We start from the raw sequence: 23,269 nt of genomic DNA on the forward strand, positions 1-23,269 counted from the left end.
ATAATGATCAAATTTCTGCCCTGCATACTGCTGATTCTATCTTTTGAAGTTTATGGTCAGCAAGGTGAATCACTTTACAGTCAATACAAAGAAGTGAAGGACTCTTTCTTTACGTCTGAGATAACCTTTCGGTGTCAAAGTGAAAACTTTAAGTTTCGAAGCAACATACTTTCCTCCGGAGAACTTTATGTGAAAGAAGGTCTTGACTGGGTTAGGGTTGATGGTATTGAAACACACGATGGCGGGATTTCATTTGAAAGGCTAATGAGTGTTAGCCCGCCTGATATATCAGGTTTTATAAATTCTTTTGAAATTCAAGGAATTGATGGGAGAAATATCACAAATACTTCATCTCTACTGCAGCCCCAGTACAGCCAACTCACAGGAAATATGCGAATAGAAATTGACTTTCTGGAGGAAAGATATCGTTATTCAAATACTAACGAACTCCAAGTTCCCATCAGAATGAATGAAGACTATTACGTGCATAGTCAAAGAATGGTTGGACTTGAACCTGGCACATGGCAGCTTGGTAGTGGTACTAACACCTGGGGGAATGATCTCAGTTATTCCTACGAAGTAATTCGCAAAGAAACAGAGCTCTCTATGCTGCAAGATGACTTATCACGCAATAACTTTGTTTTACAAAGCCGTGAAGATTTGATAAATAATATAGCTAAGGTAGAAGAAGAGATAACCAGCGTAAAAAATCAGCAAAAAAAAGAACAAGATCTAATAGAATCGAACGAAGCTTCGGCTTATGCCAAACTGGCTGAATACGGCGAGATGGATCTATATACCTATATACCGCACGGTATACTATCTCGCTCTTATAACTGTTTTACAAACGAGTAAAAAACATTTCATACAAGGTAGAGAGAAGGACAGCCACTTTTTCCTTATTAGGAATACTTTAGCGTTTTCTGAAGGTCCGCTCTTGGCCGCGTGCAGAGCTTCAAGCTACGCTGATAGTGGAGCGGCAGTTGACGATCCAAAGCTACTATACGTAGAAATAGGATAATTACAGGTGTTATCATTCAGAAATCGGAGAAATTTTGAAGCGAATCAAGCGAAATCCCGAGAAGTTTGAAGTTATAGATCTTTTTACCGCTCTGGGGCGCGAACATGGGTACAAATTGACAGTAACGGAAGATGTGGACGACTTCATTGATCGCATAGGAGCTTCACTTAAAACTTCTCAAGAAAATCAAAACCTTCTGCACGGCAAGCGGGTAGAATCTCTTTTTGCCTATGTGGCTGGAGCACTCGGAAACTGCCGCCTTATTAAGCAAGAGGATAGTGGCGAAGCTTTCACTACTGAACAGAATATTCAGGCTCCAGATTATAAAGTGGTACTCAATGATGGGAGTCAGTATTTTATTGAAGTAAAAAACTGCCACTCTCACAATGTTAAGTGGCTATATCCTTTTAAAAAAGACTATATAGAAAAAGTTGAAAATTATGCTGAGATGCACGGCACTCAGCTCCTTTTTGCTGTATATTTTTCACGCTATAATAAGTGGTTCTTGCTACGTAAAGAGTCTCTTTTTGAGCAGAAGAAAAGATACGTCATCGACTTTATTAATGCAATGGCACAAAACGAAATGTCACTACTGGGTGATCGTACAATTGCTACTGAACCAGATCTGTCTATAGAGCTACTTGCTGATGCTTCACAAGAAGCCACAATAGACGAAAAAGGAAAAGCAAGCTTTATAATTGGTAACGTAAAAATATATAGCTCGGGTCGAGAAGTTATCGATGTTTTAGAAAAATCGATAGCCTTTTACTTGATTAGATTTGGCACTTGGAATGAAAGTGAGGCCGAAGCTATCTATAACGATGGTAATTTCTCGGGTGTTAGGTTTACATCTACACCGGACTTTCCTCCAGAAGAGCAGGTGTTTTCTATAATTGGTGAATTGAGCGCAATGGTAAGCTGTTCGTATGGTGAGCAAACAATATACGAGAAAAGTGTTATTGCGTTGGACACCAATTTGGAACCAAGTGTATTTTCGGTTGAAATACCAGATGGATACAAAGGAAAATATTTACCATTATGGCAGTTTATTATGCAGCCAAACCCTGATTTTAAAGGCTAGCAAGTGCTTGTTACCGAACTAGCTTCTCTGCTTTCCAAACCAGCCGCAAATGAGGTTATAGGCCGCTCTTGGCTGGGTGAATAGCTACAAGCTACGCTAATGGTGAGACTGCAGTTGACGACCCAAAGCGGTCATTCTTGAAAATGCAGCAGGAAGGCGAATTTTGGACATCAAGGCTAATGTGAATTAATATTCTAAAGAATCATAGGCTTGGGAGAATATGGTAGGCTGTATTTGTCGGGTAAGCGCTCAGGCATGTTCATCAAATCGTAGGTTGGGAAGTCTAATATCTATTAGTTAAGCATAGAGTGAGATTTAAAATATGGAACTTAGATTACCAAATCAATTTCAACCTTCATCTCTAGGTAAACTGCAGGAAGTTCTTTCGGAAAGTCAAACTATAGACAATGTGAACGTTGACTTCTCTCCTTTGAGCTTCTCCAAGCCAATGGCAATGCTTGTTGCGGGAAGTTATTTCCGCAGATGGATAAGTAAGCGCCGTGAATTAGGTTTAAAGACTACTAAATCAGGTATTTCAGAAAAAAATAATGCTCACTCTTATTTAATGCATCTCGGTTTTTTTGATTACGCTGGTATGAAAGATGTTGGAAAGAACGTAGGTGTTGCACAAGGAAATACTAGATATTTGCCTATTCGAGAAATAAGACGTGCAGATTTAGATGAATCTATTGCTGAGACGGGCGAGGAGTTGATCGATGCAATCGTTTTTTTATCTGATGGGTTAGCTAATGTTTTAGCTGGTGAAGACAATGGAGAAGCCAAGAAAGGTTTTAGTTATTCAATTCGTGAGGTGATTAGAAATGCTTTGGAACACTCTGGTGCAGACTCATGCTTCATATGTGGACAACGATGGGTAAATGGTCATTCTGAAATAGCAATAATTGATGAAGGTTGTGGGATTCACAAAACTCTTTCCACCGCATATGAATTAAATGAAGAGGATGCCCTGATTGAGGCTGTAAAACCAGGTATTACTCGTACTCAGAATATGTCTAAAGAAGAAAATATATATAAAAATTCGGGATTTGGTTTATATGTTCTGTCTGAGTTGGGAAATAGCTTTGGTTGGTTTTGTGTGGGAAGCGGGCTAAGAAAGTTAACATGTGAAAATGGCAATAAAGTTGATGCGGAGTTGCCTTTTAAGGGAACATTTGTTGGCATTCACTTAAATAAAAATCCTCGCAGCTTTGCTGGTGTTTTACAAGATATTATTAGTGTTGGTGAAGAAGAAGCTGGAAAAGAAGGTCGGCATAGCGCGGCCTCTGAAATATCTAAAACGGTTTGAGTAAGCTAACAAATTAATCGGTTTCGCGCCTTCGGCTCTGGACGCAGCAAAGCTGCGCTGGTTATTTAGGTGTGATGTTAGCCGCAAGAGATGAGAATGGATTTACACAAGAAAGCAATTGCCTACATGTTTAGTAGATTTGCGGTACCCCCCGCTCCACAAACTGCCTTTATGCTAGGCATTAATCAGTATCGCCTGAAAGACCGCTCTTGGCCGGTTTGTGCCCTTTCCTTTACAGAGTAGTTTGAGCAGGCAGAAGAGATGCAGGCTCGCATTGGAGCACGGCAGCGATCTCGTATAACTTCTCTACGGTGATATTGACCTCCCCCCGCTCGATTCTCCCTATATAGCTGCGGTCGATGCCGGTAGCCAAGGCAAAAGCGTCTTGGGAGAAGCCTTTTTCCTTTCGTTTTTGCCTGATGTTTCTTCCCAGTGCCGTTGCTAACTCTTCCATACCCGCCTCATTTTCTTTGGGCGGAACTATCCTTCGTTGCGACCTATCTAGCCACGGACTATAATCCGCATTTCTTTTTATCCCCCTACGGTGATGGCCATGTCGAGCACCTCTCCTTCCATTGATAAGCGAATTTTCGAATTCCTCCTGAGCCCTGAAAATGCCCAGTTCACCGTTCGTAGCCTTCGGGACCAGTACATGGAGCAATACGGCATGGAAGCCCAGCACAGCACGGCTCTGCGACGCTTCATTTACGAGCGAATCAGGGTTCTGATAACCGCGGGCCTAATTGAAAAGGATCGTGAACAGAGAAAACGTGATCAGCTTTTTCATGTCTTGCCTTCCCTGAAGGAGGCTGAGCTATGTCTTGAGGGGGAATGCTTTGAAGCATGGCATCAGCGCCTCGCTCCTCACTTAGAGGAGAAGCAAAAAGCGTCAACAATCAATGAGAGCACTGTCCAGGAGAAGAAGATCGATGATCATATTGAAAGTACCAGCTACGCCACTTTGGAGAAAAAACTGAAGGAGACAAAAAGTGATTTTTTTGCGGCACTGGGTGAAGCAGAAACTTTTCAACAGCTTATGAGTGATTATCCCGAACTCAAGCCTGGCATTACCCTTGATTACCGCGACGCTCACGAGCGGAGCTCACGCCTGCTTGGCAATGTGAGCGCTTTAGAAAAAGCCCTGCACCGCCTGGGAGCTCGATAATCCAACCACTACGTAAATGGCAGTCAGACTGCTTGAAACAAGCGAAAGTACATTTTTCCAATCACAGTGACTTCTTCGTCCAAGCGACACCCGCTAGCGGTAAAACCCGGCTTGCTGCCGAAATAGCCCGGTGGCTTCTTGACGAAGGGTACATTGATTTCGTTATCTGCTTTGCGCCGACGAGAGAAGTGGTAGCCGGCATACAGCGCACCTTTGCTGCTGTATTGAATCAGAGGTTTGGCGATACGCTTGCCTCGGTGGGAGCTGCCTACACCTATCAATCCATGGAGTATCAATCCCCTGATTTTTGGACGTTATTCACGGCGTATCGCACATTGACCATTTTTGATGAGATCCATCACTGTGCAGGCCATGACCCGCTTCTCAGCAACACTTGGGGCCAGCAAATAATTCAACGCATTCAAAATGCGGCGACATACACGTTAGCGCTATCAGGAACCCCTTGGCGCTCCGACAAGCTGCCAATTGCGTTAGCCCGCTATACCGACCCCGAAGGCCAGCTGATCTGTGATTACCGCTATGACCTTCAAACCGCCATCCAGGATGGCGTGTGCCGTTCTCCGCGGATTACTCTGATCGACAACCCCCAGATCCAGCTGGTGGAAGAAAACGAAAATACGGCGTCAGTACGTGCGTTTTCATCGTTTAAACAGCTACTTGGCGAATCCCCAATCAGCTACGAAGACCTCTTGCGGCACGATGACATCCTTAACGCGGTACTCGATGTCGGTATCGATCGACTGAGCGAGGTAAGGAAGACTGTACCCAATGCCGGCGGGCTAGTTGTGGCTACTGACATCGAGCATGCGCACCAAATTGCCGAGCTTCTGAAGGCAAAGAGCGAAAGCTATAGGGTGGTAACCAGCCAAACACCCAGAGCTCACCAGCTGATTGATCAGTACCGGCATAACAGTACCCGCTGGATCGTCGCGGTCAGCATGATTTCAGAAGGGACTGACATACAGCGCCTATGCGTTTGCACCTACCTCAGCCGCATTCGCACAGAGCTGCATTACCGGCAGGTGTTAGGCCGTATTCTACGAAAAATAGGCGCTGCAGATAACGAGGCGTGGCTCTACGTGATCGCTGAACCACTGCTTCGGAAATACTCTCAGAGAATCGCCGATGACCTGCCTGAGGATCAGGCAACGCTGCAGACCAAAAAGCTCAATGAACGTCTGGAGAAAGCCCGTCTTGATCACGCTAACGGCTATAGTGAGAGTGACACCGCAGCTAATGATAGCTATTCTCCAATCGAAGACACTGATGCCAGCGAACCGACATCCGTTGAACTACCACTGCTGACGCTTAGCTTTTCACAATATTACCGACAATATCTGCTAACTCTGATATAGCCCCCTCCCTTTTTTCTCATGCTTATAGGTCAAAAAGTACACCCTGTGAACCATCATCCAAATGACTCCACCTGGGCAACTCATGCCTGTTACTCTTTGGCTGGCTAAGGAGCGCCCCTCAAAGGGCGCGAATGCATGGTGAGTATGTATGCAGCAGACGATCAACTGCAGCCTAGGAAAGACGTGGAAAGACGTGGAAAGAGCAGAAAGTGTAAACAGGAAGGGCCAAAATTAGCTGTCGTTTACATTTTTATGTGAAACCACTACGCCGATTGGCTAAAAAACCTCGCACTCACTCACTCACGCGGTTGTTTACACTACTTTCTTGTGTATAGAATAGGATCACCTGACGCATCATGCTCTCCTCTTTTGGTGCTCATCAATCGCTTCATTGGCCAGCGCATCGGCGCGCTCGTTGCCTGGGTGGCCGCTGTGCCCTTTTACCCAGTGCCACTCGACTTGGTGGCGCTGGGTCTCTTCGTGCAGGGTCTTCCACAGCTCGGCATTTTTGACCGGCTGCTTGGCAGCGGTTTTCCAGCCGCGCTTGATCCAGTTATGAATCCACTGGGTAATCCCCTGGCGAACATATTGGGAGTCAGTCCAGAGCGCCACTTCACAAGGAGTGTTGAGGGTGCGTAGCGCCATAATCGCAGCCATTAACTCCATGCGATTATTAGTGGTATCTGCTTCATAGCCTTTCAAGGTTTTCTCATGCTCGCCACTCGCCAGCACGACGCCCCATCCGCCGGGCCCTGGATTTCCCCTACAAGCCCCATCGGTATACACCGTTACCCGGGGTAGATCTCCGGTCGCCTCTTTAGTCAATCTCTTGATCCCCCGGTCTATTTAAAGCAGATCTATTTAAAACAGGCTTCTGTAAATCAGCTTTGTGCCTATCCGTTTGCCGTGTTTTGGCTTGAGGTGTTCTAGTGGGATGCGCTTGATAATGGGCGGATGAGCCCGAGCGGGTAACTCCCAACGAGGCCGGTGACGCTGGCGCCTTCAAACCAAATTTCAAACGCTGCACCGGCGCCTGGCGCTGCTGTCGGCGCGCTTGAATCATATAACTTTCGCCCAGTGGCAGGTTATGCCGCCGCCCTAACGACTCCCAATATTCACCGCATTTGGCGTTCATCCGCCCCCTAAAACAGCAATAGTCTACCCGCTCCACCTCAAAGTCGACAAACGCCAACCAGTCGCGCAGGCGGCTAGCCGAGCGCCAGGTACCGCTCCAGGGAAACGTCTGTTGGCGCTTTCGCAACTGCCGGGTAAGCCCACTCACACCGATAGGGTTAAAGCCAAACAGCACCATAATGCCATTGTCAGCAGTGACACGTGCGGCCTCCTGGAGCGTGAAATGGGCATCGGTTAAATGCTCAAGCCAGTGGTGAATGACCATCACATCTAAACAGCGATCCGGCAGCGCAAGCTGATCCGGTGGGCACACCAAGGTACTATCGTTTTCGGCTAACTGACGCGTAGGCGACCAGCGTATGGGGTGCGCAATGGCCGACATGGTCATCAGCGCCGGCCCCATGCTCATTTCCAAGCTATGGCCGCCCACCCGGGATTCCACCACAGGTCCTAAGCAGGCACGCTGGGTTTCCCACAGCGAACGCCCCGCCTCTGTTTGCCAATAAGGCTGGCTACTTTGTAAGCGCTTAGCCAGTGTCGTGGCCGTCGTCGAATTTGACATGAACAGCGCTTCCCTCCACAGTAACGGCTTTTTAACGCCTTTTACGCACCGATTTAGCGCTAATAAGCGCAATGTTTGATGTGTTTTTTCGTAACTTAAAGGATCTCGCCGATGATGAGCGTGACACCGATCCCTGCCCTTAGCGACAACTATATTTGGCTATTAAGACAAGATACCAGTCAAAGCGTTTGTGTGGTGGATCCCGGTGAAGCAGCCCCGGTGATCGAGTTTCTTGAACGTGAGTCGCTTACCCTCAACTGCATTCTGATTACCCACCATCATCATGATCATACTGGTGGTTTAGCAGAATTAATTAAACGCTACTCTCCACACGTTATCGGTCCAGACAATCCCAAGATTGAAGGCATCGATGAAACCGTGGGTGACGGCGACGAAGTCCGTATTATGGGTCGCTTATTTGACGTCATGGCGACCCCCGGCCATACGCTGGATCATATCAGCTACTTCACAGCGGGTATCCCTGCACTACTGTTCTGCGGTGACACCCTTTTTTGCGCGGGTTGCGGTCGTTTATTCGAGGGTACGCCGGAGCAAATGTATACCGCGCTGAAAAAATTTGCGGAACTCCCTGAAGATACACTGGTCTTTGCAGCCCATGAGTACACTCAGGCAAACCTAACGTTTGCCCGTGCTGCGGATCCTGAAAACGAAGACGTCAAACACGCCTTGCAGGAGTGTGAAAAGGCGCGGGCATTGGATCGCCCCACCTTACCCAGCACGATAGGACGCGAGCTGAAAATTAATCCCTACCTTCGCTTGGGCACTGATAGCGTGCGCCAAGCGGCAGGCACCCAGGGTGTTAATAATGATGATCTCGCTACGTTTACCACTCTACGCGAGTGGAAGAACCGTTTTTAAGAACGCTATCGAAACCAAACGAATGCAACTATGACCTATCGAACGATTCGCCAGCGCTTGATGCTGAGCGCGGGCAGTACCGTAATAATGGGCCTAATGTTAGCCGCTGCGGCAAGCTCACAAGCCTCTGCGACAGCCTATGAAGGATCTACGGCATCAACCAGTAAATCAGTAGACGCTACAAAACCACGCCCCACTCCGTTTCAAATCCATTTTTGGGAGGCGCTGGAGCTGGAACCCCAAGACGCCTGGACAACGCTGCGTAAAAGTTTTCAATGGCAAGAGAAGTCACTGCCAGTCGAAGCACAGGCACGGGTAGATGAATGGATTGAGCACTACCGTTCCAGCCCCGAAAACATTGCTACTATCACCGAACGCGCTTCTCCCTGGCTTGCCTGGATCACCCAGCAAGTTAGCGAGCGCGGTTTGCCTGGTGAAGTCGCGTTGATCCCTTTCGTCGAGAGCTCCTTCGACCCCGGCGCGCGAAGTCATCGCGGTGCTGCTGGGCTATGGCAGTTTATGCCCGGCACCGGCGATGCATTGGGTTTGGTACGCAACGGAAACTACGATGGCCGGTTAGACGTTTTGACCTCCACCGAAGCGGCGCTGGACTACTTGGAAATGCAGGCCGATCAGTGGTATGAAGGTGATCTAATGCTTTCCTTAGCGGCTTATAATGCCGGCGCAGGCACCGTTAACCGCGCTCAACGCCAGGCCCAAAGCCAAAGTCTAAATGGGGATTACTGGGATCTCTCGCTGCCCTATGAAACCATGCAGTATGTGCCCAAACTGAAAGCCATCGCGACCATCATTAACAACCCTGAGCAGTACGGTGTTAGCTTGCCGGAAATACACGTTGACCCAGCTTTCGCTAAAGTTAAGTTGGCCCACGCAGTGACGCTTTCAGAAGCCTCTCAACTGCTGGATGTCAGCCAAACCGCGTTAGCCGAATTAAACCCTGGCCTGCTCAATGGCAGCATTGACCCCCGCAGTGCACAGACGCTGCTGGTACCTGAAGAAGTGGATACCCAGATGCTAGCACAGCTTTCACAAGGCGATAGTCAAACACAAGGCAGCAACCAAGCGTTTGCGCAAAACAGCAATGGCAATACCCACCGCGTTGAAAGAGGCGACAGTCTCTCTGCGATTGCGGCCCGGTATAATATTGACCAGCAAGACCTTATACGCTGGAATGCGATTGACCGCCCCAGCGCTCTGCAACCAGGCCAGCTGCTGACACTTTCAGGGCGTTAAACCGGGTTAACTAGTTGGCTTTGTTCACATGGGATGTCTGAAATGCCGCGTGGTTTGTTTTTTGCGAAAACGCTTCTACTCATCAGTGGCCTGCTGTTCAACGTTTCAATACTGGCTTCAGACGTCGAAACGATAGCGTCAGAGTCGACGTCTAACAGTGATTCGTCTGTCACCGCCAGCAACACCAATGTGGTGGGTGACTTGAACACCGACGCAAACAACGTGGTACCTGTTGAAACAGTTCATGGGCTATCGCTTTACGATAGCCCTGAACTAGCAGCCGATTTCCCCTACTTCTCGCATGTAAATCCTCAAGCCCCCAAAGGCGGCACCATTACCCATACCGCCGTGGGGAGCAGCTTTGACTCGACCAATCCGTTTATTATTCGCGGCACGCCGGTTACCGGCATTTCACAAATTTATGACACTCTCATGGCCAGTAACCCCAATGAGCCCTTTAGCCTTTACGGCTTGCTGGCAGAGGGCGTGCGCCTTGACCCTGACAGAGAGTGGATTGAGTTCGATCTGCGCCCTGAAGCGCGTTTTCAAGATGGAGAGCCTGTCACTGCCTACGATGTGGTGTTCTCGCTTAACTTGCTCCGCGAAGAGGGAAATCCGTTTTACGCCAGTTACTACGCGGGGGTGGAAGAAGCCACCGCCCTCAATGAGCATCAGGTACGGTTCACCTTCAACGATACTCAATCAAGAGAACTGCCGTTAATCGTCGCCCAGTTACCCATACTTCCCCGCCACTACTGGGAGCCCCGCGAATTCACCTCCCCCACCCTTGCGGCACACCCAGGCTCCGGGCCCTACCGCATTAGCGAAGTAGATCCTGGACGGCGAATTGTCTACCAGCGCGATGAGGATTACTGGGGTAAAGGTTTGCCGGTCAACGTTGGCCGTTACAACATTGATCGCATCATTTACGACTACTATCGTGATCGGGATATTGCCTGGGAAGCATTTAAAGCGGGTCTCACCGACTTTCGTACCGATGCCCGCGCCGCCACCTGGGCAATTGGCTACGACTTCCCAGCTTATGAAGAGGGCTTGGTAAAGCGGCTAACGGTACCTGACGTTAATCCTTCGATGATGCAGGCGTTTGTCTTCAATCAGCGTAAAGAGAAATTTCAAGACCCCAGAGTCCGTGAAGCATTGAGCCTTACCTTCGACTTCCCGTGGCTAAACACCAATATTTTTTACGGCACCTACCAGCGCACCGAGAGCTTTTTCCAAAACTCAGAGATGGAAGCCACCGGCTTACCCTCTGAGGAGGAACTGGCGCTATTGGAGCCCTTTCGGGAGGAGTTGATTGCATCTCATGGCTCTGACCGTCTCTTCACCCAGCCACTGCCTATCGATCAGCCCATCGAACTGCGTGAGCGGCTTCGAAAAGCGCTCGACCTCCTCCGCGAGGCAGGTTATGGCGTTGAAGACGGCATACTGGTTAGCCAACAAACCGGCCAGCCTTTAAGCCTGGAAGTGTTGCTCTACGACTCAGGGCTTGAACGGGTGGTGCAGCCCATGCTCCGCAACATGGCCCGCTTGGGTGTACAGACTTCGCTGCGTATCGTTGATATTAATCAATATTTAAACCGGCAGCGTAATTATGACTATGACATAGTGATCAGTCATTTCCCTCAGTCGAACAACCCAGGCAATGAGCAGCGCGATTTCTGGACCAGCGCCGCCGCCGAGGCACCGCAAAGCCGTAACCGGATGGCGCTGGCACACCCGGCGGTCGATGCACTGGTGGAAGAGATCATTAGTGCTAATGGCCGCGAAGAGTTGGATACCGCCACGCGCGCGCTGGATCGGGTGCTGCGCTGGGGGTTCTATGTGATTCCCCATTACCACTCTGGGGAGACCCGCATCGCCATTTGGGATAAGTTCGGCTACCCCGAACCCTTCCCCAAATACGCCATGGATCTGGATGCGTGGTGGGTAGACACCGACCGTGAAGCAGAACTTCAGCGCCGCCAGCGCGGCCGTTAACTCCGGCTATGTTACAACTGCTTTAGCGCAACGGCTTGTCCTCAACGGTTTCATCGTCATAAACCTCGGAGTACTCTGTGGCCCGTTATACCCTACGCCGACTGCTGCTAATGATTCCGACCCTTTTCGGGATCATGCTACTCAATTTTATTATTGTTCAGGCGGCGCCGGGCGGGCCAATTGATCAGATGTTGGCGCGTTTTGAAGGCGCCGACGCCATGGCCAGCACCCGCTTGGATATGGGTGGCGCCGACGTCCAAGTCAGCGATGACTCCCGGGGAGCCCGAGGTATTGACCCACGCTTTATCGAACAGCTGGAGCAGCAGTTTGGTTTTGACAAACCCGCCCACGAACGCTTTATCGGCATGATGGCGGATTACCTCACCCTCGATTTTGGCACCAGTTTCTTCCGCGACCGCCCAGTCACCGAGCTGATGATCGAGCGACTGCCGGTTTCCATATCACTGGGGCTGTGGACGACACTGCTGGTCTATTTAATCTCTATCCCCTTAGGCATTAAAAAGGCGCTACGCCACGGCTCCCGGTTTGACGTCTGGTCCTCGGGGTTAGTGATTGTCGGCTATGCCATTCCGGGCTTCCTATTTGCCATCCTGCTCATTGTCCTGTTTGCCGGGGGCACCTACTGGGACTTATTCCCTTTACGCGGTTTGACCTCACCCGACTTCGACCAGCTTTCAGCCTGGGGCAAGGTCAAAGACTACTTCTGGCATATCACACTGCCGGTTATCGCCGCCTCGATTGGCAGTTTTGCCACACTGACGATGCTAACCAAAAACAGCTTTCTTGATGAGATTCACAAGCAGTATGTGATTACCGCCCGCGCCAAGGGCGCCGACGAGCGGCGCGTGCTTTACGGCCATGTGTTTCGCAATGCCATGCTGATTATTATCGCGGGCCTACCCTCCGCAATGATCGGCATTTTCTTCACCGGCGCGCTGCTTATCGAAGTGATTTTCTCCCTGGATGGGCTGGGCCTGCTCGGCTTCGAAGCGGTCATGCAGCGGGATTACCCGGTAATTTTTGGCACCCTATTCCTGTATACCGTGATCGGCTTAATCCTCAAGCTGATTTCCGATTTGACCTACGTGTGGGTAGACCCGCGTATCGATTTTTCGACTCGGGAGTCGTGATAATGGCCTCTTTATCATCACGTTTATCGCCTATTACTCGCCGTCGACTGGCCGCTTTTAAAGCCAATCGTCGTGCACGGGTGTCACTTTGGTTATTTGCCACGCTGTTTATCCTTAGCCTGTTTGCCGAGCTAATTGCCAACGACAAACCAATCATCATGCAGTATGACGGCCAGTGGTACTTTCCCATGCTGGTAGACTACCCAGAAACCGAGTTTGACGGTTTTCTACCGACCCGAACGGACTATCTGGATCCCTTTGTTCAGCAACAAATTGATGATCACGGCTGGGCGCTATGGCCCATCATTCCGTTTTCATACCAGACCCTGGATATGAATATGACCCGTCCTTCTCCGGCTCCGCCGGATAGCCGCCACTGGCTAGGCACCGATGACCAAGGGCGGGATGTGACCGCGCGGGTGATTTATGGCTTTCGACTCTCGGTAGCCTTTGCACTGGTACTCACCGCAGGATCGTTAGTCGTCGGTGTGGTGGTGGGCGGTGTACAGGGCTACTTTGGCGGCAAAATTGATTTAATTGGTCAGCGGTTTACTGAAATTTGGTCCGGCTTACCGGTGCTGTTCCTGCTGATTATTTTAGCCAGCTTTGTTCAGCCGGGGTTTTGGTGGCTGCTGGGGATTATGCTGCTCTTTTCGTGGCTGGGTTTGGTGGATATCGTGCGTGCCGAGTTCCTGCGTGCACGCAATTTGGAGTATGTGCGCGCGGCCAAAGCCATGGGCTTGCCGTCACGCTTGATCATGTGGCGTCACGTGCTACCCAATGCCATGGTCGCCACGCTGACGTTTATCCCATTTCTGTTTACCGGCGCCATTGGCACCTTGACCGCTCTGGATTTTCTCGGCTTCGGCCTACCGCCGGGTGCTCCCTCGCTAGGTGAACTGGCGGCCCAGGGCAAAAACAATCTGCACGCCCCTTGGCTGGGCATCACGGCGTTTATGACCCTGGCGATCATGCTGTCACTGCTGGTATTTATCGGCGAGGGCTTGCGCGACGCCTTTGACCCCCGCCACGTACAACAGCGCCAAGCAGGCCCAGCCCAGGAGAGTCAGCATGCCTAATCCCCTGCTGCGCATTGAACACCTTGATGTCGCTTTCGATAACACCCCGGTGGTTCACTCACTCTCACTCACCCTCCATGCAGGTGAAACCCTGGCCATTGTCGGTGAGTCCGGCTCGGGTAAATCGGTATCGGCACTGGGCATGGTGAACCTGCTGCCCAGTAATGCCAGCGTTCAAGGCGAACGCTGGCTGGGTGATACCAATCTGGCCAATTTAACGGAAACTGAGTGGAACACAGTGCGTGGCAACCGCGTCGGCTTTATCTTTCAGGAACCGATGACCTCGCTCAATCCGCTGCATCGGGTAGGCAAGCAGATTGCTGAGGCGTTGCGGTTGCATCAAGGGCTACGCGGACATGCGGCCCGTGAGCGCTGCAAAGAACTGCTGGAACAAGTGAAACTGCCGCGCCCGGATGAACTGTTGGATGCCTGGCCCCACCAACTCTCGGGTGGGCAGCGCCAGCGGGTGATGATTGCCATGGCGATTGCCAACAATCCCTCACTACTCATTGCCGATGAACCTACCACCGCGCTGGACGTCACGGTACAGCAAGAGATTCTTGCTCTGCTGTGTGAACTGCGCGATCACCATGGCATGGGTATGCTGTTTATCAGCCACGACTTAAACCTGGTGCGCCGCCATGCCGATCGCATATGCGTTATGTACCAGGGGCGCATTCAGGAAATCGGCCCAGTGGAGCAGGTCTTTCAACACCCGCAAAGCGATTACACTAAAGCGCTACTCGCCGCTGAGCCGGAAGGTAGGCCCCAAACTATAGAGCATGCAGCGCCGCTACTGACCGCTCGTCAATTGAGCGTGAGCTTTAAGCGTCCTAAAACTGGTTTATTTAAGCGCCAACCCCCCGCTTTTGTGGCGGTACATCCAATAGATTTCCAAATAGCACCAGGGGAAACCCTGGGCATTGTAGGTGAGTCCGGCTCGGGTAAAACCACGCTGGCCTCAGCAGTCATGCGGCTAGTCTCTAGCCAAGGCGATGTTACCCTTGGCAACGATAAACTAAGCGCCCTAACCGGCGATGCGTTACGTCGCCACCGTCACCGCTTGCAGATGGTGTTTCAAGACCCCTATGGCGCGCTTTCACCGCGTATGCCGGTGTTTGATATCGTCAGTGAAGGGCTGCGATTTCACCACCCTCATCTCACCACTGAAGAAGTCGCCCAGCGGGTTAATCAAACGCTGCACGAGGTAGGTTTGCCTGAGAGCTGTGCCGCGCGCTACCCACACGAGTTCTCCGGCGGTCAGCGCCAGCGAATTGCCGTAGCAAGAGCGATTATCTTAGAACCGGAACTGCTGGTGCTGGATGAGCCAACCTCGGCGTTAGACCGTACCGTGCAGAAGCAGCTAGTCGCCCTGTTGCGCGATCTGCAGGCACGCCGTCAGCTAAGTTATTTATTCATAAGCCATGACTTAGCCGTTGTGCGTGCCATGGCACACCGTATTATGGTGCTCAAGGATGGCGAAGTGGTCGAACAAGGCCCCTGCCTAGAGGTGCTTTCAGCGCCACAGCACGCTTATACTCAAGCGCTGATTGCCGCTGCGCATCTGACTCACTAGCTCTGACTCACGAACTCGGATTTACTAACTTTATCAAGCCAAGATACTTGCATTATTAATGACAGAACCAAAAGATAACGGTATAAATATTCGGATAAAATAAAGCCGCCTACCATTGTGGGAAGCGGCTAATAGAGCACTTAAGCAAGGACTCAGAAAAGCGCGATTTCGTCGACGGTTAATTCTCGCCACTCGCCGGGCGCCAGGTTGGCATCCAACGCTAAGTCACCGATAGAGCTGCGGTGCAGTGAGTTCACGTGATTGCCCAAGGCGGCAAACATACGCTTCACCTGGTGATAGCGCCCCTCGGTAATGGTGAGTTCTGCCTGGGTGGGCGAAAGCAGCCTGAGTATTGCGGGCTGCGTCGGGGTCTCCTCTCCATCCAGCATCAGGCCATCGGCGACTTGACCAATCGCCCACTCCGCTGTCGCGCCTTCCATCGGTTCCGCTAGCTCGGCGATATACACCTTGGCGCAGCGATGGCGCGGTGACGTGACACGGTGCGACCACTGGCCATCATCGGTTAATAGCAGCAGTCCCGTGGTATCCACATCTAACCTCCCTACCGGCTGTAATCGATCAGCTTTGGGCAGATCAATTAGATCGATCACCCGCGGGTAAAGCCCGCGACGGGCGTTGCACTCAACGTCAACGGGCTTGTGCAGCATAATGTAGCGCAACCCTACCAGCGCCAACCGCTCGCCGTTGAGTACCACTACATCGTTTTCGGTATCGATTTGGGTTGCCGACTGTTTGATCGGCTCACCGTTTAGGGTCACTTCGCCATTTTTGAGTGCCCGCTTGGCGAGGCTGCGGGTTAACGGTGATGTTTCACTCAAAAAGCGATCAAGGCGCATCATTAACCCACTCCTGGCAGCAGCTTAAAGTGGTCGGCATCTTGCCAGGCAGGGAATTTTTCACGAAAAGCATCAAGGGCAGTTTTATCCAGCGTGCCCGTCTCTATAAACGGGGTATGGGCAGGTTTATCAATTAACGCTTCACCTTTGAAGTCGACCAACAGGGAGTCGCCGCTATAAGCAAGCCCTTTGGCATCTTCTCCAACGCGATTAACGCCAATTACATAGCTTAAGTTCTCTACCGCACGGGCCTGTAGCAGCGTACGCCATGGATGACGACGCGGTGCTGGCCAGTTGGCGATACACAGCAGCGCATCATACTCGAAATGCTCCCCTTCTGCTGGCTGCTGGCGCATCCACACCGGAAAACGCAGGTCGTAGCAAACGCTCAGTAGTAGCTTAATACCATTGAGTTCTACCACTTTACGCTCACTGCCCATGCCATAGCGCTCATGCTCACCGGCCATACGGAATAAGTGGCGCTTATCGTAGTGGGTTAACTCTCCCTCTGGAGTTGCCCAAATCAAGCGATTATAAAACTCATCGTCCTCTTCGATCGCCACGCTGCCGGTCATCACGCAGTTGCGCGCCTTCGCTTGGGCCTGTAGCCAGGCAACGCTTTGACTTTCCGCCATCGGCTGGGCCATTTCGCGGGAGTTCATGGTAAAGCCAGTGGCAAACATCTCTGGCAATACAATAAGATCCGTATCGCGGCTATCCAGCTCGCCCAGCAACTTCTCAAGATGGGCGTGGTTGGCCTGGGGGTCTTCCCAGCGCAGATCGCACTGGACTAGCGTGTTCCTAAGTTGACTCACTTAACACCTCCAATTCGTCAGTCTCAAGGCAACGTTTATGCTAGATTAGCATCTTTAAATAATGAGGCTGCTATGCTTCCTACCCCAACACGCGATCCTGATGCCGTCAAAGGCGTTATGTTTGGGCTAACTGCCTACACCATGTGGGGCTGCTTTCCGCTATTTTTTGCCCTGTTTGACGGCGTTCCCGCCTTTGAAATATTGATTCACCGTATCATTTGGGCGTGTCTATTTCTGGTCGGCTTGATTACCCTGCTGCGCCGCTGGCCGCCCGTTGTCACCGCTTTGGGGGAACCCAAGCGGCTTGGTCGGGTGTTGGCCTGTGCGCTATTGATTGCGTTTAACTGGGGTATCTATATTTATGCGGTGGAGTCAAAGCAGGTATTGCAGGCGAGCCTGGGCTACTTCTTAACGCCATTAGTGAACGTCGCGCTAGGTATGCTGGTACTTCGGGAAGTGATGGCAAAGTTGCAACTGGTCGCACTGGGCTTGGCCAGTATCGCGATTGCTACACAGTTCGTAATGCTTGGCGAGCTGCCCTGGCTTAGTCTACTACTGGCGTTAAGCTTCGGCAGTTACGGCCTGTTTCGTAAGCAGGTGCCGCTGGACGGTTTATCAGGCCTGTTTGTGGAAACCCTACTCCTATTCCCCCTCGCCCTGATCGCCTTGAGCTGGTTAAGCTGGAACGGCAGCTCGCATTTTCTACAAGATACGTCATCGACTGGCCTGCTGATCGCCAGTGGGGCTTTGACCGCGCTGCCGTTAATGGCCTTTGCCGGCGCGGCACGCCGGTTGCGTTTGGCGACCCTGGGCTTTTTGATGTACATCAACCCCAGCATCCAGTTTCTAATTGCCTTAACCGTGTTCGGCGAGCCCCTTGGCCTTATCCAGCTGGCAACGTTTGTGCTTATTTGGGCCGGGCTCGCGCTCTACTCCTGGTCGGCATGGCAATCACGCCCGCGCTACGCTACGGCTGGTTAGTGCAAGCGGGGGGACTAGGGCGGCCTCTGACTGCAACGCTGGGGGAGCCGCTATATCACGCTCAGGCTGGTAGCCAACCCGGAAACCGCCCCAGTGCTTACCCTGCACATACACCGGCACAGAGAGGTCGTGCATGATTTCGCCGGTATCGCGCTTGTAGGTTTGCAGTAGCAGCGGTTTTTCATGAGCCCCACAACGGCTGCCTGTCGGGTCATCGAAAATGCGCTTGTTGCGGCAGAATTTTAAATCGTGCGCGTAGTCACCGGTTGGCGCGAGGCTGACTGCTTTGTTATGGGTCGGCACATAGCCTTTACGGTCACAGGCAATGGCATAGCTTAAGCTTAGCTGAGTGAGCAATGGTTCCTGCAAATCGGGCAGATACCTATCAGTGAAACTATCAAAGCCGGTTTTATATTGCGGCGGCTGCGTACCCGGAATCTGTTCATAGTGGGGCTGGAACAGGCGGGTGTCTGAAAGTTCTCCGCTGGCAATCGCTTTTTCCAGCAACTTACCCAACTTATCGGCGGTTAATCGTGCAGCGTGGAATACCTGCTGGTGGCGGCCCTCTAGATGCTGCTGAGCCAGTTCACCATCGACTCCTTCTGCAGCCTCCATCAATGCTCGGGCCTGCTCGGCCAAATCATGCATATTACGATTGCCTTCATCTACATCATCTTCCAACTGGCCCAGACTGTCCGCCACGGTTTGACTATGTTGGCGAGTGTTTTCCATTGCATCAGCAACACGGGTAATTTCACTCTGCACCTGGTCGAATTCTTGAGTCATCGTACCCAGACTGTTGCCAACCACTTGCAGCCCCTTGGAGCGCTCGCTGATACGGGTCATTAAATGGCCCATAGTGGCGACGACCGACTGGCCGCTCTGATGCATATCCTTAACCAGCTCATCGACACTTTGCGTCGCGGTAGAGGTCTTGAGTGCTAGGTCGCGCACTTCTCCGGCGACGACTGCAAACCCTCGTCCGTGTTCACCCGCTCGGGCCGCTTCAATTGAAGCATTGAGCGACAGCAGATGGGTTTGTTCAGCGATATCCTCAATCATGGAGGTAACGTTACGCACACGCTCAATTTTATCGTTCAGCGCGGTCAGCATTTCCAGCGCTTGGTTTGAGCGGTCGGCAACATCGCTCATGTCCTGAATAATATCGTCCAGTTCAGCATGGTTGTGATGACTGGCCTCCCGGGCGCTCTCTGCTAGCGCTGCCACTTGGCTGGCGCTGGCACTCACCTGCATAATGGCTGCATTAATGGCCTTCATGCTCGATGAAGCTTCACGGGCCATGGTTTCTTGCTTTGAGAGACGCTGATCCATCAGGTCGGCATAGTGTGACACTTCTGCCGAGGCAATCGCGGTGCTGCTAGCGCGGTTCATTAACCGGTAGGCCATGGCGCGAAGCGAACGGTAATCACGCAGCGGCTTAAAGCCAAACCGCTGCTGTTCCAGGCGACGTTGGTCGGCTCGGTAGACGCCTTCCAGCACGCTGAGTAGCATAGCGCCACCGCCTAGCGCGGCGAATAGAAGTGCCAAATAACGCCACAGACCGCCTTGCATGGCAAGCCCTATCGACAGCACTACAAACAGCACCGGAACACACAATCGCAGTAAGCGCATGAGCTGTACTCTTTTATTGATGTTATTGAGTATCGAAAATACTACTTCTGGGGGCTCAACCCCCTTTGCGACTAAGCTTAGCGTGTAATGCTTATGAAAGAAGTAGCACTTTGGGGGAAGGAAGTAGCACTTTTGGAGAAGATACAAATCCTATAAGCACTTGGTCATCATTGGGTTACCGCAGTGAAAATGAATATAAGCACTGCAATAAAATGGAATATCCCTTACTCTCTTGGTTCTGCCACTTCTACAACACCAGGACCCCATGCTAAAGCGCTACTTGCCGATCCTGACATGGCTCCCCCACTACCATAAACGCCTATTGGGGGCCGACCTTTTGGCGGGCTTGATCGTCACCGTGATGGTCATTCCCCAATCGCTGGCCTATGCGCTGCTAGCAGGGCTACCCGCGGTAGTGGGCCTCTACGCCAGCATCCTGCCGCAACTGATCTATACCCTGTTTGGCACCAGCAAAACCCTCGCGGTCGGGCCGGTAGCGATCATCGCGCTGATGACTGGTGCCGCGCTCTCCTCGGTAGCAGCCGCAGGCACAGAGACCTACTTACAGGCAGCACTGATTCTGTCACTGCTTTCCGGCGGCATGTTGGTCGTTATGGGGCTGCTGAAGATGGGTTTTTTCAGTAATTTCCTCAGCCACCCGGTTATTTCCGGCTTCTTAACGGCATCGGGTATTTTGATCGCGGCTAGCCAACTCGGCAGCTTACTGGGGGTTGAGAGTAGTGGCTTTACCCTGGTGGAGCGCCTTATTACTCTGCTGCCCAACTTAGCCACCCTTAACTTACCCACCTTATTGATTGGCAGTGGAACCCTACTGTTCTTGATTGCCATGCGGCGCCAAGGTAAAGCCACCCTGCACAAAATGGGTCTGCCAAATACCCTATCGGACTTGATCGCCAAAGCGGGGCCGGTCTTTGCGGTTGTCATTACCACCCTAGTGACCTGGCATTGGCAGTTGGCCGATAAAGGCGTCTCCGTGGTAGGGCAAATTCCCGGTGGTTTACCCACGTTAAGCTTCCCTTGGGCAGACTACTCGCTATGGCGGGCCCTGCTAATCCCTGCGCTGCTGATTAGCCTGGTCGGCTTTGTTGAGTCGGTCTCCATGGGCCAGATGTTGGCCGCTAAACGGCGCCAGCGCATCTCTCCCAATCAGGAACTGGTGGGCCTGGGTGCCAGCAATTTAGCCGCCGGGTTTTCCAGTGGCATGCCGGTAACCGGTGGGTTGTCCCGCACCGTTATTAACTACGATGCGGGTGCGCAAACACCTGCCGCTGGTGCCTTTGCGGCGCTAGGTATTGCGCTGGTCACCATGTCGTTTACCGGTTGGCTCTACTATCTGCCCATCGCGACCCTGGCCGCGACGATTACCGTTTCGATTTTGACGCTGGTAGACATCCCCATGCTGCGCCAAACCTGGCGCTACTCCCGCAGCGACTTTGCCGCCATGGCGATAACGATTTTACTAACGCTGGGCGAAGGCGTTGAAGCCGGCATCATCAGCGGCGTGACTCTCTCTATTGCGCTGTTTTTGTACCGCACCAGCCGTCCCCATAGCGCCTTGGTAGGTCGCGTGCCCGGTACCGAACACTTTAGAAACACTACCCGCCACGATGTCGAAACGGTCAATAACGTTGCCCTCTTGCGCATCGATGAGAGCCTCTACTTTGCCAATGCACGCTATTTGGAAGATACCGTTTATAACCTGGTGGCGAGCCAACCCGAGCTTGAGCACGTTGTGCTGATCTGTTCGGCGGTCAACCTGATCGATGCCTCGGCGTTAGAGAGCCTGGATGCGATCAACGCACGCTTAAAAGACTCCGATGTAAAACTGCATTTATCCGAGGTCAAAGGCCCGGTGATGGATCAACTTAAGAAAAGTGACTTCCTGGATGCGCTTACCGGACGGGTATTTCTAAGCACCTACGCCGCTTGGCGAGAATTCTCGTAGCTGGATAGCACTCACCATTACTCTGAAAACCAGGCAATTGCCTGGTTTTTTTATGCCGGTTGTTGACTAACGGACGCCGCTGCTAACAACGGCATTGACAGCCACCCAGCGGCTTCTCTACTATCACTCGACCATTTAGCAAAATACAATACCGCAGAGCAAAACACTCTAAGTCAAATAGCAAGCAACTAGCCATAACCATCAACGTCACTACAACCACAATAAAGGAGCATCCCAATGCGTCCCTTCGCTCAACGCCTACTTATTGCCGCCTTACCTCTATCGCTACTCGGCGTAGCAGTCAGCCACGCCAACGAAATTGAACTGCCAGGCACCATGGCCTGGACAGCCTATGGCACCAACTCAAGTGGCTATGCCCAAGCCGTCGCCATCGGCAATATGCTGCAGAACAAATACGATTCGTCAGTACGCATTCTGCCGGGTGATAACGATGTATCACGCATGACGCCGCTTAAGCAGGGCCGCGTTGACCTTTGCGCCTGCGGGATCGCCAGCTACTACGGTGCAGAAGGTGTAATGATGTTTGCAGACCGTGACTGGGGCCCTCAGCCACTTCGCGTCATTACCACTTCCACCGCCTCTTTTGGCCTCTCCCTTGCGGTCGCGGGCGACCTGGACGTTGAAACGCCCGCTGACTTGGCGGGCAAACGCATCGCCTATATCCGTGGCGACGATGCCCTCAATAAAGGTACTGAGGCGTATCTAGCCTTTGGCGGTTTGACCTGGGATGACGTTGAGCGGATTGATTACCCCGGCTACGGGCGCTCTTTCGACGGCATTATTGCTGGTGATGTAGATGCCTCGTTTACTACTACCGTTACCCCACCAGCCCAGCAGTTGGCCAGCAGTCCGCGCGGCATTAGTTGGCCAGTACTGGACCCGGAAAATGAAGCAGGCTGGGAGCGCCTAACCGCAGTTGCCCCCTATTTTCGTCCCCATGAAATTACCACAGGCGCTGGAGGTATTAGCGCCGACAACCCCGTACCAAGCGCCAGCTACCCATACCCGATTGTAGTGGCCAATCAAGACCTGGAAGACAACGTCGCTTATGGGCTGATTAAAGCGATGCAGGAAAACTTTGATGACTATAAAGACAACGCTCCAGGCGCACTTGGCTATGCACTAGAGCAACAAGATCTTCAATGGGTAGTGCCGTTCCACGATGCGGTCGTAGAGTACTACAAAGAAATTGATGTATGGACTGATGAAATGCAGGACCACCAGGACAAACTCGTTGAACGCCAGAACGTGCTGTTAACCGCTTGGGAAAGCTTTATGCAAGACGCACCCAGTGATGATGAGGCATTTACTGCCGACTGGATGGAAGCCCGTGCCACCGCGCTGAGCGATGCCGGTTTCGAGCCAATCTTTGAGTGATACGCCACGGGGCGGCACTTGCCGCCCCTGCTGTTTGA

20 protein-coding genes are annotated in these 23,269 nt (G+C 51.8%); 14 read left to right on the forward strand and 6 right to left on the reverse strand.

Annotated elements, in window-relative coordinates; genetic code table 11:
- Positions 1–3 precede the first annotated feature (3 nt).
- The 3 genes from HZU72_RS21965 (at position 4) to HZU72_RS21975 (ending at position 3,408) form a co-directional block, all read left to right on the forward strand.
- Positions 4–855 (forward strand): hypothetical protein, encoded by an 852-nt coding sequence (locus HZU72_RS21965; protein WP_180095914.1) that lies wholly within the window; start codon positions 4–6, stop codon positions 853–855.
- Positions 856–1,055: 200 nt separating this feature from the next.
- Positions 1,056–2,102 (forward strand): hypothetical protein, encoded by a 1,047-nt coding sequence (locus tag HZU72_RS21970; RefSeq protein WP_180095916.1) that lies wholly within the window; start codon positions 1,056–1,058, stop codon positions 2,100–2,102.
- Between the two features lie 322 nt (positions 2,103–2,424).
- Positions 2,425–3,408: an ATP-binding protein gene (locus HZU72_RS21975; RefSeq protein WP_180095918.1), complete on the forward strand. Its 984-nt coding sequence runs from the start codon at positions 2,425–2,427 to the stop codon at positions 3,406–3,408.
- A gap of 232 nt (positions 3,409–3,640) precedes the next feature.
- Here HZU72_RS21975 and HZU72_RS21980 read toward each other — a convergent pair whose 3' ends face one another.
- Positions 3,641–3,862, reverse strand: coding sequence for a helix-turn-helix domain-containing protein (locus tag HZU72_RS21980; RefSeq protein ID WP_180095920.1), 222 nt, complete (start codon positions 3,860–3,862; stop codon positions 3,641–3,643).
- A 99-nt stretch (positions 3,863–3,961) separates the two neighbouring features.
- Here HZU72_RS21980 and HZU72_RS21985 point away from each other — a divergent pair, with 99 nt between their 5' ends.
- Complete coding sequence (locus HZU72_RS21985) at positions 3,962–4,573, forward strand: VspR family transcription factor (RefSeq protein WP_180095922.1); 612 nt, start codon at positions 3,962–3,964, stop codon at positions 4,571–4,573.
- A complete protein-coding gene (locus HZU72_RS21990) occupies positions 4,573–5,949 on the forward strand; it encodes a DEAD/DEAH box helicase (RefSeq protein WP_328738175.1) in 1,377 nt (458 codons plus the stop codon). Before HZU72_RS21985 ends, HZU72_RS21990 begins: the two co-directional genes overlap by 1 nt.
- Positions 5,950–6,303: 354 nt before the next feature.
- Here the strand turns inward: HZU72_RS21990 and rnhA are convergent, their stop codons facing one another.
- Positions 6,304–6,774: a ribonuclease HI gene (gene rnhA, locus HZU72_RS21995; RefSeq protein WP_180095924.1), complete on the reverse strand. Its 471-nt coding sequence runs from the start codon at positions 6,772–6,774 to the stop codon at positions 6,304–6,306.
- Positions 6,767–7,645, reverse strand: coding sequence for a class I SAM-dependent methyltransferase (locus HZU72_RS22000; RefSeq protein WP_180095926.1), 879 nt, complete (start codon positions 7,643–7,645; stop codon positions 6,767–6,769). Before HZU72_RS22000 ends, rnhA begins: the two co-directional genes overlap by 8 nt.
- A gap of 111 nt (positions 7,646–7,756) precedes the next feature.
- Here HZU72_RS22000 and gloB point away from each other — a divergent pair, with 111 nt between their 5' ends.
- The 6 genes from gloB to HZU72_RS22030 all read left to right on the forward strand — a co-directional run bounded on the left by gloB (position 7,757) and on the right by HZU72_RS22030 (position 15,582).
- Positions 7,757–8,524, forward strand: a complete 768-nt coding sequence (gloB, locus tag HZU72_RS22005; RefSeq protein ID WP_180095928.1) for a hydroxyacylglutathione hydrolase — start codon at positions 7,757–7,759, stop codon at positions 8,522–8,524.
- 30 nt (positions 8,525–8,554) lie between these two features.
- Entirely contained in the window at positions 8,555–9,778 is a 1,224-nt protein-coding gene (locus HZU72_RS22010; RefSeq protein WP_180095929.1) for a transglycosylase SLT domain-containing protein, read from the forward strand.
- Positions 9,779–9,820: 42 nt separating this feature from the next.
- Positions 9,821–11,776, forward strand: coding sequence for an extracellular solute-binding protein (locus HZU72_RS22015; protein ID WP_180095931.1), 1,956 nt, complete (start codon positions 9,821–9,823; stop codon positions 11,774–11,776).
- A gap of 77 nt (positions 11,777–11,853) precedes the next feature.
- Positions 11,854–12,927: a microcin C ABC transporter permease YejB gene (locus HZU72_RS22020; protein WP_180095933.1), complete on the forward strand. Its 1,074-nt coding sequence runs from the start codon at positions 11,854–11,856 to the stop codon at positions 12,925–12,927.
- 2 nt (positions 12,928–12,929) lie between these two features.
- Positions 12,930–14,006, forward strand: coding sequence for an ABC transporter permease (locus HZU72_RS22025; RefSeq protein ID WP_180095934.1), 1,077 nt, complete (start codon positions 12,930–12,932; stop codon positions 14,004–14,006).
- Positions 13,999–15,582, forward strand: a complete 1,584-nt coding sequence (locus HZU72_RS22030; RefSeq protein WP_180095936.1) for an ABC transporter ATP-binding protein — start codon at positions 13,999–14,001, stop codon at positions 15,580–15,582. The genes HZU72_RS22025 and HZU72_RS22030 overlap by 8 nt, the downstream gene beginning before the upstream one ends.
- Before the next feature lie 152 nt (positions 15,583–15,734).
- Here the strand turns inward: HZU72_RS22030 and HZU72_RS22035 are convergent, their stop codons facing one another.
- Together HZU72_RS22035 and HZU72_RS22040 are read right to left on the reverse strand one after the other, a co-directional pair.
- Complete coding sequence (locus tag HZU72_RS22035; RefSeq protein WP_180095959.1) at positions 15,735–16,439, reverse strand: pseudouridine synthase; 705 nt, start codon at positions 16,437–16,439, stop codon at positions 15,735–15,737.
- 2 nt (positions 16,440–16,441) lie between these two features.
- A complete protein-coding gene (locus HZU72_RS22040; protein ID WP_180095938.1) occupies positions 16,442–17,254 on the reverse strand; it encodes an amidohydrolase in 813 nt (270 codons plus the stop codon).
- 72 nt (positions 17,255–17,326) lie between these two features.
- Here HZU72_RS22040 and rarD point away from each other — a divergent pair, with 72 nt between their 5' ends.
- Positions 17,327–18,235, forward strand: a complete 909-nt coding sequence (gene rarD / locus HZU72_RS22045; RefSeq protein ID WP_180095940.1) for an EamA family transporter RarD — start codon at positions 17,327–17,329, stop codon at positions 18,233–18,235.
- Here the strand turns inward: rarD and HZU72_RS22050 are convergent.
- Entirely contained in the window at positions 18,206–19,867 is a 1,662-nt protein-coding gene (locus HZU72_RS22050) for a methyl-accepting chemotaxis protein (RefSeq protein WP_180095942.1), read from the reverse strand. The two genes, rarD and HZU72_RS22050, sit on opposite strands and share 30 nt — an antisense overlap.
- 265 nt (positions 19,868–20,132) lie before the next feature.
- Between HZU72_RS22050 and HZU72_RS22055 the strand changes: the two genes are divergently transcribed.
- Both HZU72_RS22055 and HZU72_RS22060 read left to right on the forward strand, forming a co-directional pair.
- The gene (locus HZU72_RS22055; RefSeq protein WP_180095944.1) at positions 20,133–21,833 is read left to right on the forward strand and encodes a SulP family inorganic anion transporter; all 1,701 of its coding nucleotides are present in this window, start codon (positions 20,133–20,135) and stop codon (positions 21,831–21,833) included.
- 237 nt (positions 21,834–22,070) lie between these two features.
- Positions 22,071–23,231, forward strand: a complete 1,161-nt coding sequence (locus HZU72_RS22060) for a TAXI family TRAP transporter solute-binding subunit (protein WP_180095946.1) — start codon at positions 22,071–22,073, stop codon at positions 23,229–23,231.
- Positions 23,232–23,269 lie beyond the last annotated feature (38 nt).

It is taken from the genome of Vreelandella sedimenti, from assembly GCF_013416325.1.
Taxonomy (GTDB): domain Bacteria; phylum Pseudomonadota; class Gammaproteobacteria; order Pseudomonadales; family Halomonadaceae; genus Vreelandella; species Vreelandella sedimenti.

What these genes read in the sequence shown, in the direction of transcription:
- HZU72_RS21965 (WP_180095914.1), top strand. Translation starts at nt 4, where the DNA reads ATGATCAAATTTCTGCCCTGCATACTGCTGATTCTATCTTTTGAAGTT.
- HZU72_RS21975 (WP_180095918.1), top strand. Translation starts at nt 2,425, where the DNA reads ATGGAACTTAGATTACCAAATCAATTTCAACCTTCATCTCTAGGTAAA.
- HZU72_RS21980 (WP_180095920.1), bottom strand. Translation starts at nt 3,862, where the DNA reads ATGGAAGAGTTAGCAACGGCACTGGGAAGAAACATCAGGCAAAAACGA.
- HZU72_RS21985 (WP_180095922.1), top strand. Translation starts at nt 3,962, where the DNA reads ATGTCGAGCACCTCTCCTTCCATTGATAAGCGAATTTTCGAATTCCTC.
- HZU72_RS22000 (WP_180095926.1), bottom strand. Translation starts at nt 7,645, where the DNA reads ATGTCAAATTCGACGACGGCCACGACACTGGCTAAGCGCTTACAAAGT.
- gloB (WP_180095928.1), top strand. Translation starts at nt 7,757, where the DNA reads ATGATGAGCGTGACACCGATCCCTGCCCTTAGCGACAACTATATTTGG.
- HZU72_RS22010 (WP_180095929.1), top strand. Translation starts at nt 8,555, where the DNA reads ATGACCTATCGAACGATTCGCCAGCGCTTGATGCTGAGCGCGGGCAGT.
- HZU72_RS22015 (WP_180095931.1), top strand. Translation starts at nt 9,821, where the DNA reads ATGCCGCGTGGTTTGTTTTTTGCGAAAACGCTTCTACTCATCAGTGGC.
- HZU72_RS22025 (WP_180095934.1), top strand. Translation starts at nt 12,930, where the DNA reads ATGGCCTCTTTATCATCACGTTTATCGCCTATTACTCGCCGTCGACTG.
- HZU72_RS22030 (WP_180095936.1), top strand. Translation starts at nt 13,999, where the DNA reads ATGCCTAATCCCCTGCTGCGCATTGAACACCTTGATGTCGCTTTCGAT.
- HZU72_RS22035 (WP_180095959.1), bottom strand. Translation starts at nt 16,439, where the DNA reads ATGCGCCTTGATCGCTTTTTGAGTGAAACATCACCGTTAACCCGCAGC.
- rarD (WP_180095940.1), top strand. Translation starts at nt 17,327, where the DNA reads ATGCTTCCTACCCCAACACGCGATCCTGATGCCGTCAAAGGCGTTATG.
- HZU72_RS22050 (WP_180095942.1), bottom strand. Translation starts at nt 19,867, where the DNA reads ATGCGCTTACTGCGATTGTGTGTTCCGGTGCTGTTTGTAGTGCTGTCG.
- HZU72_RS22055 (WP_180095944.1), top strand. Translation starts at nt 20,133, where the DNA reads ATGCTAAAGCGCTACTTGCCGATCCTGACATGGCTCCCCCACTACCAT.
- HZU72_RS22060 (WP_180095946.1), top strand. Translation starts at nt 22,071, where the DNA reads ATGCGTCCCTTCGCTCAACGCCTACTTATTGCCGCCTTACCTCTATCG.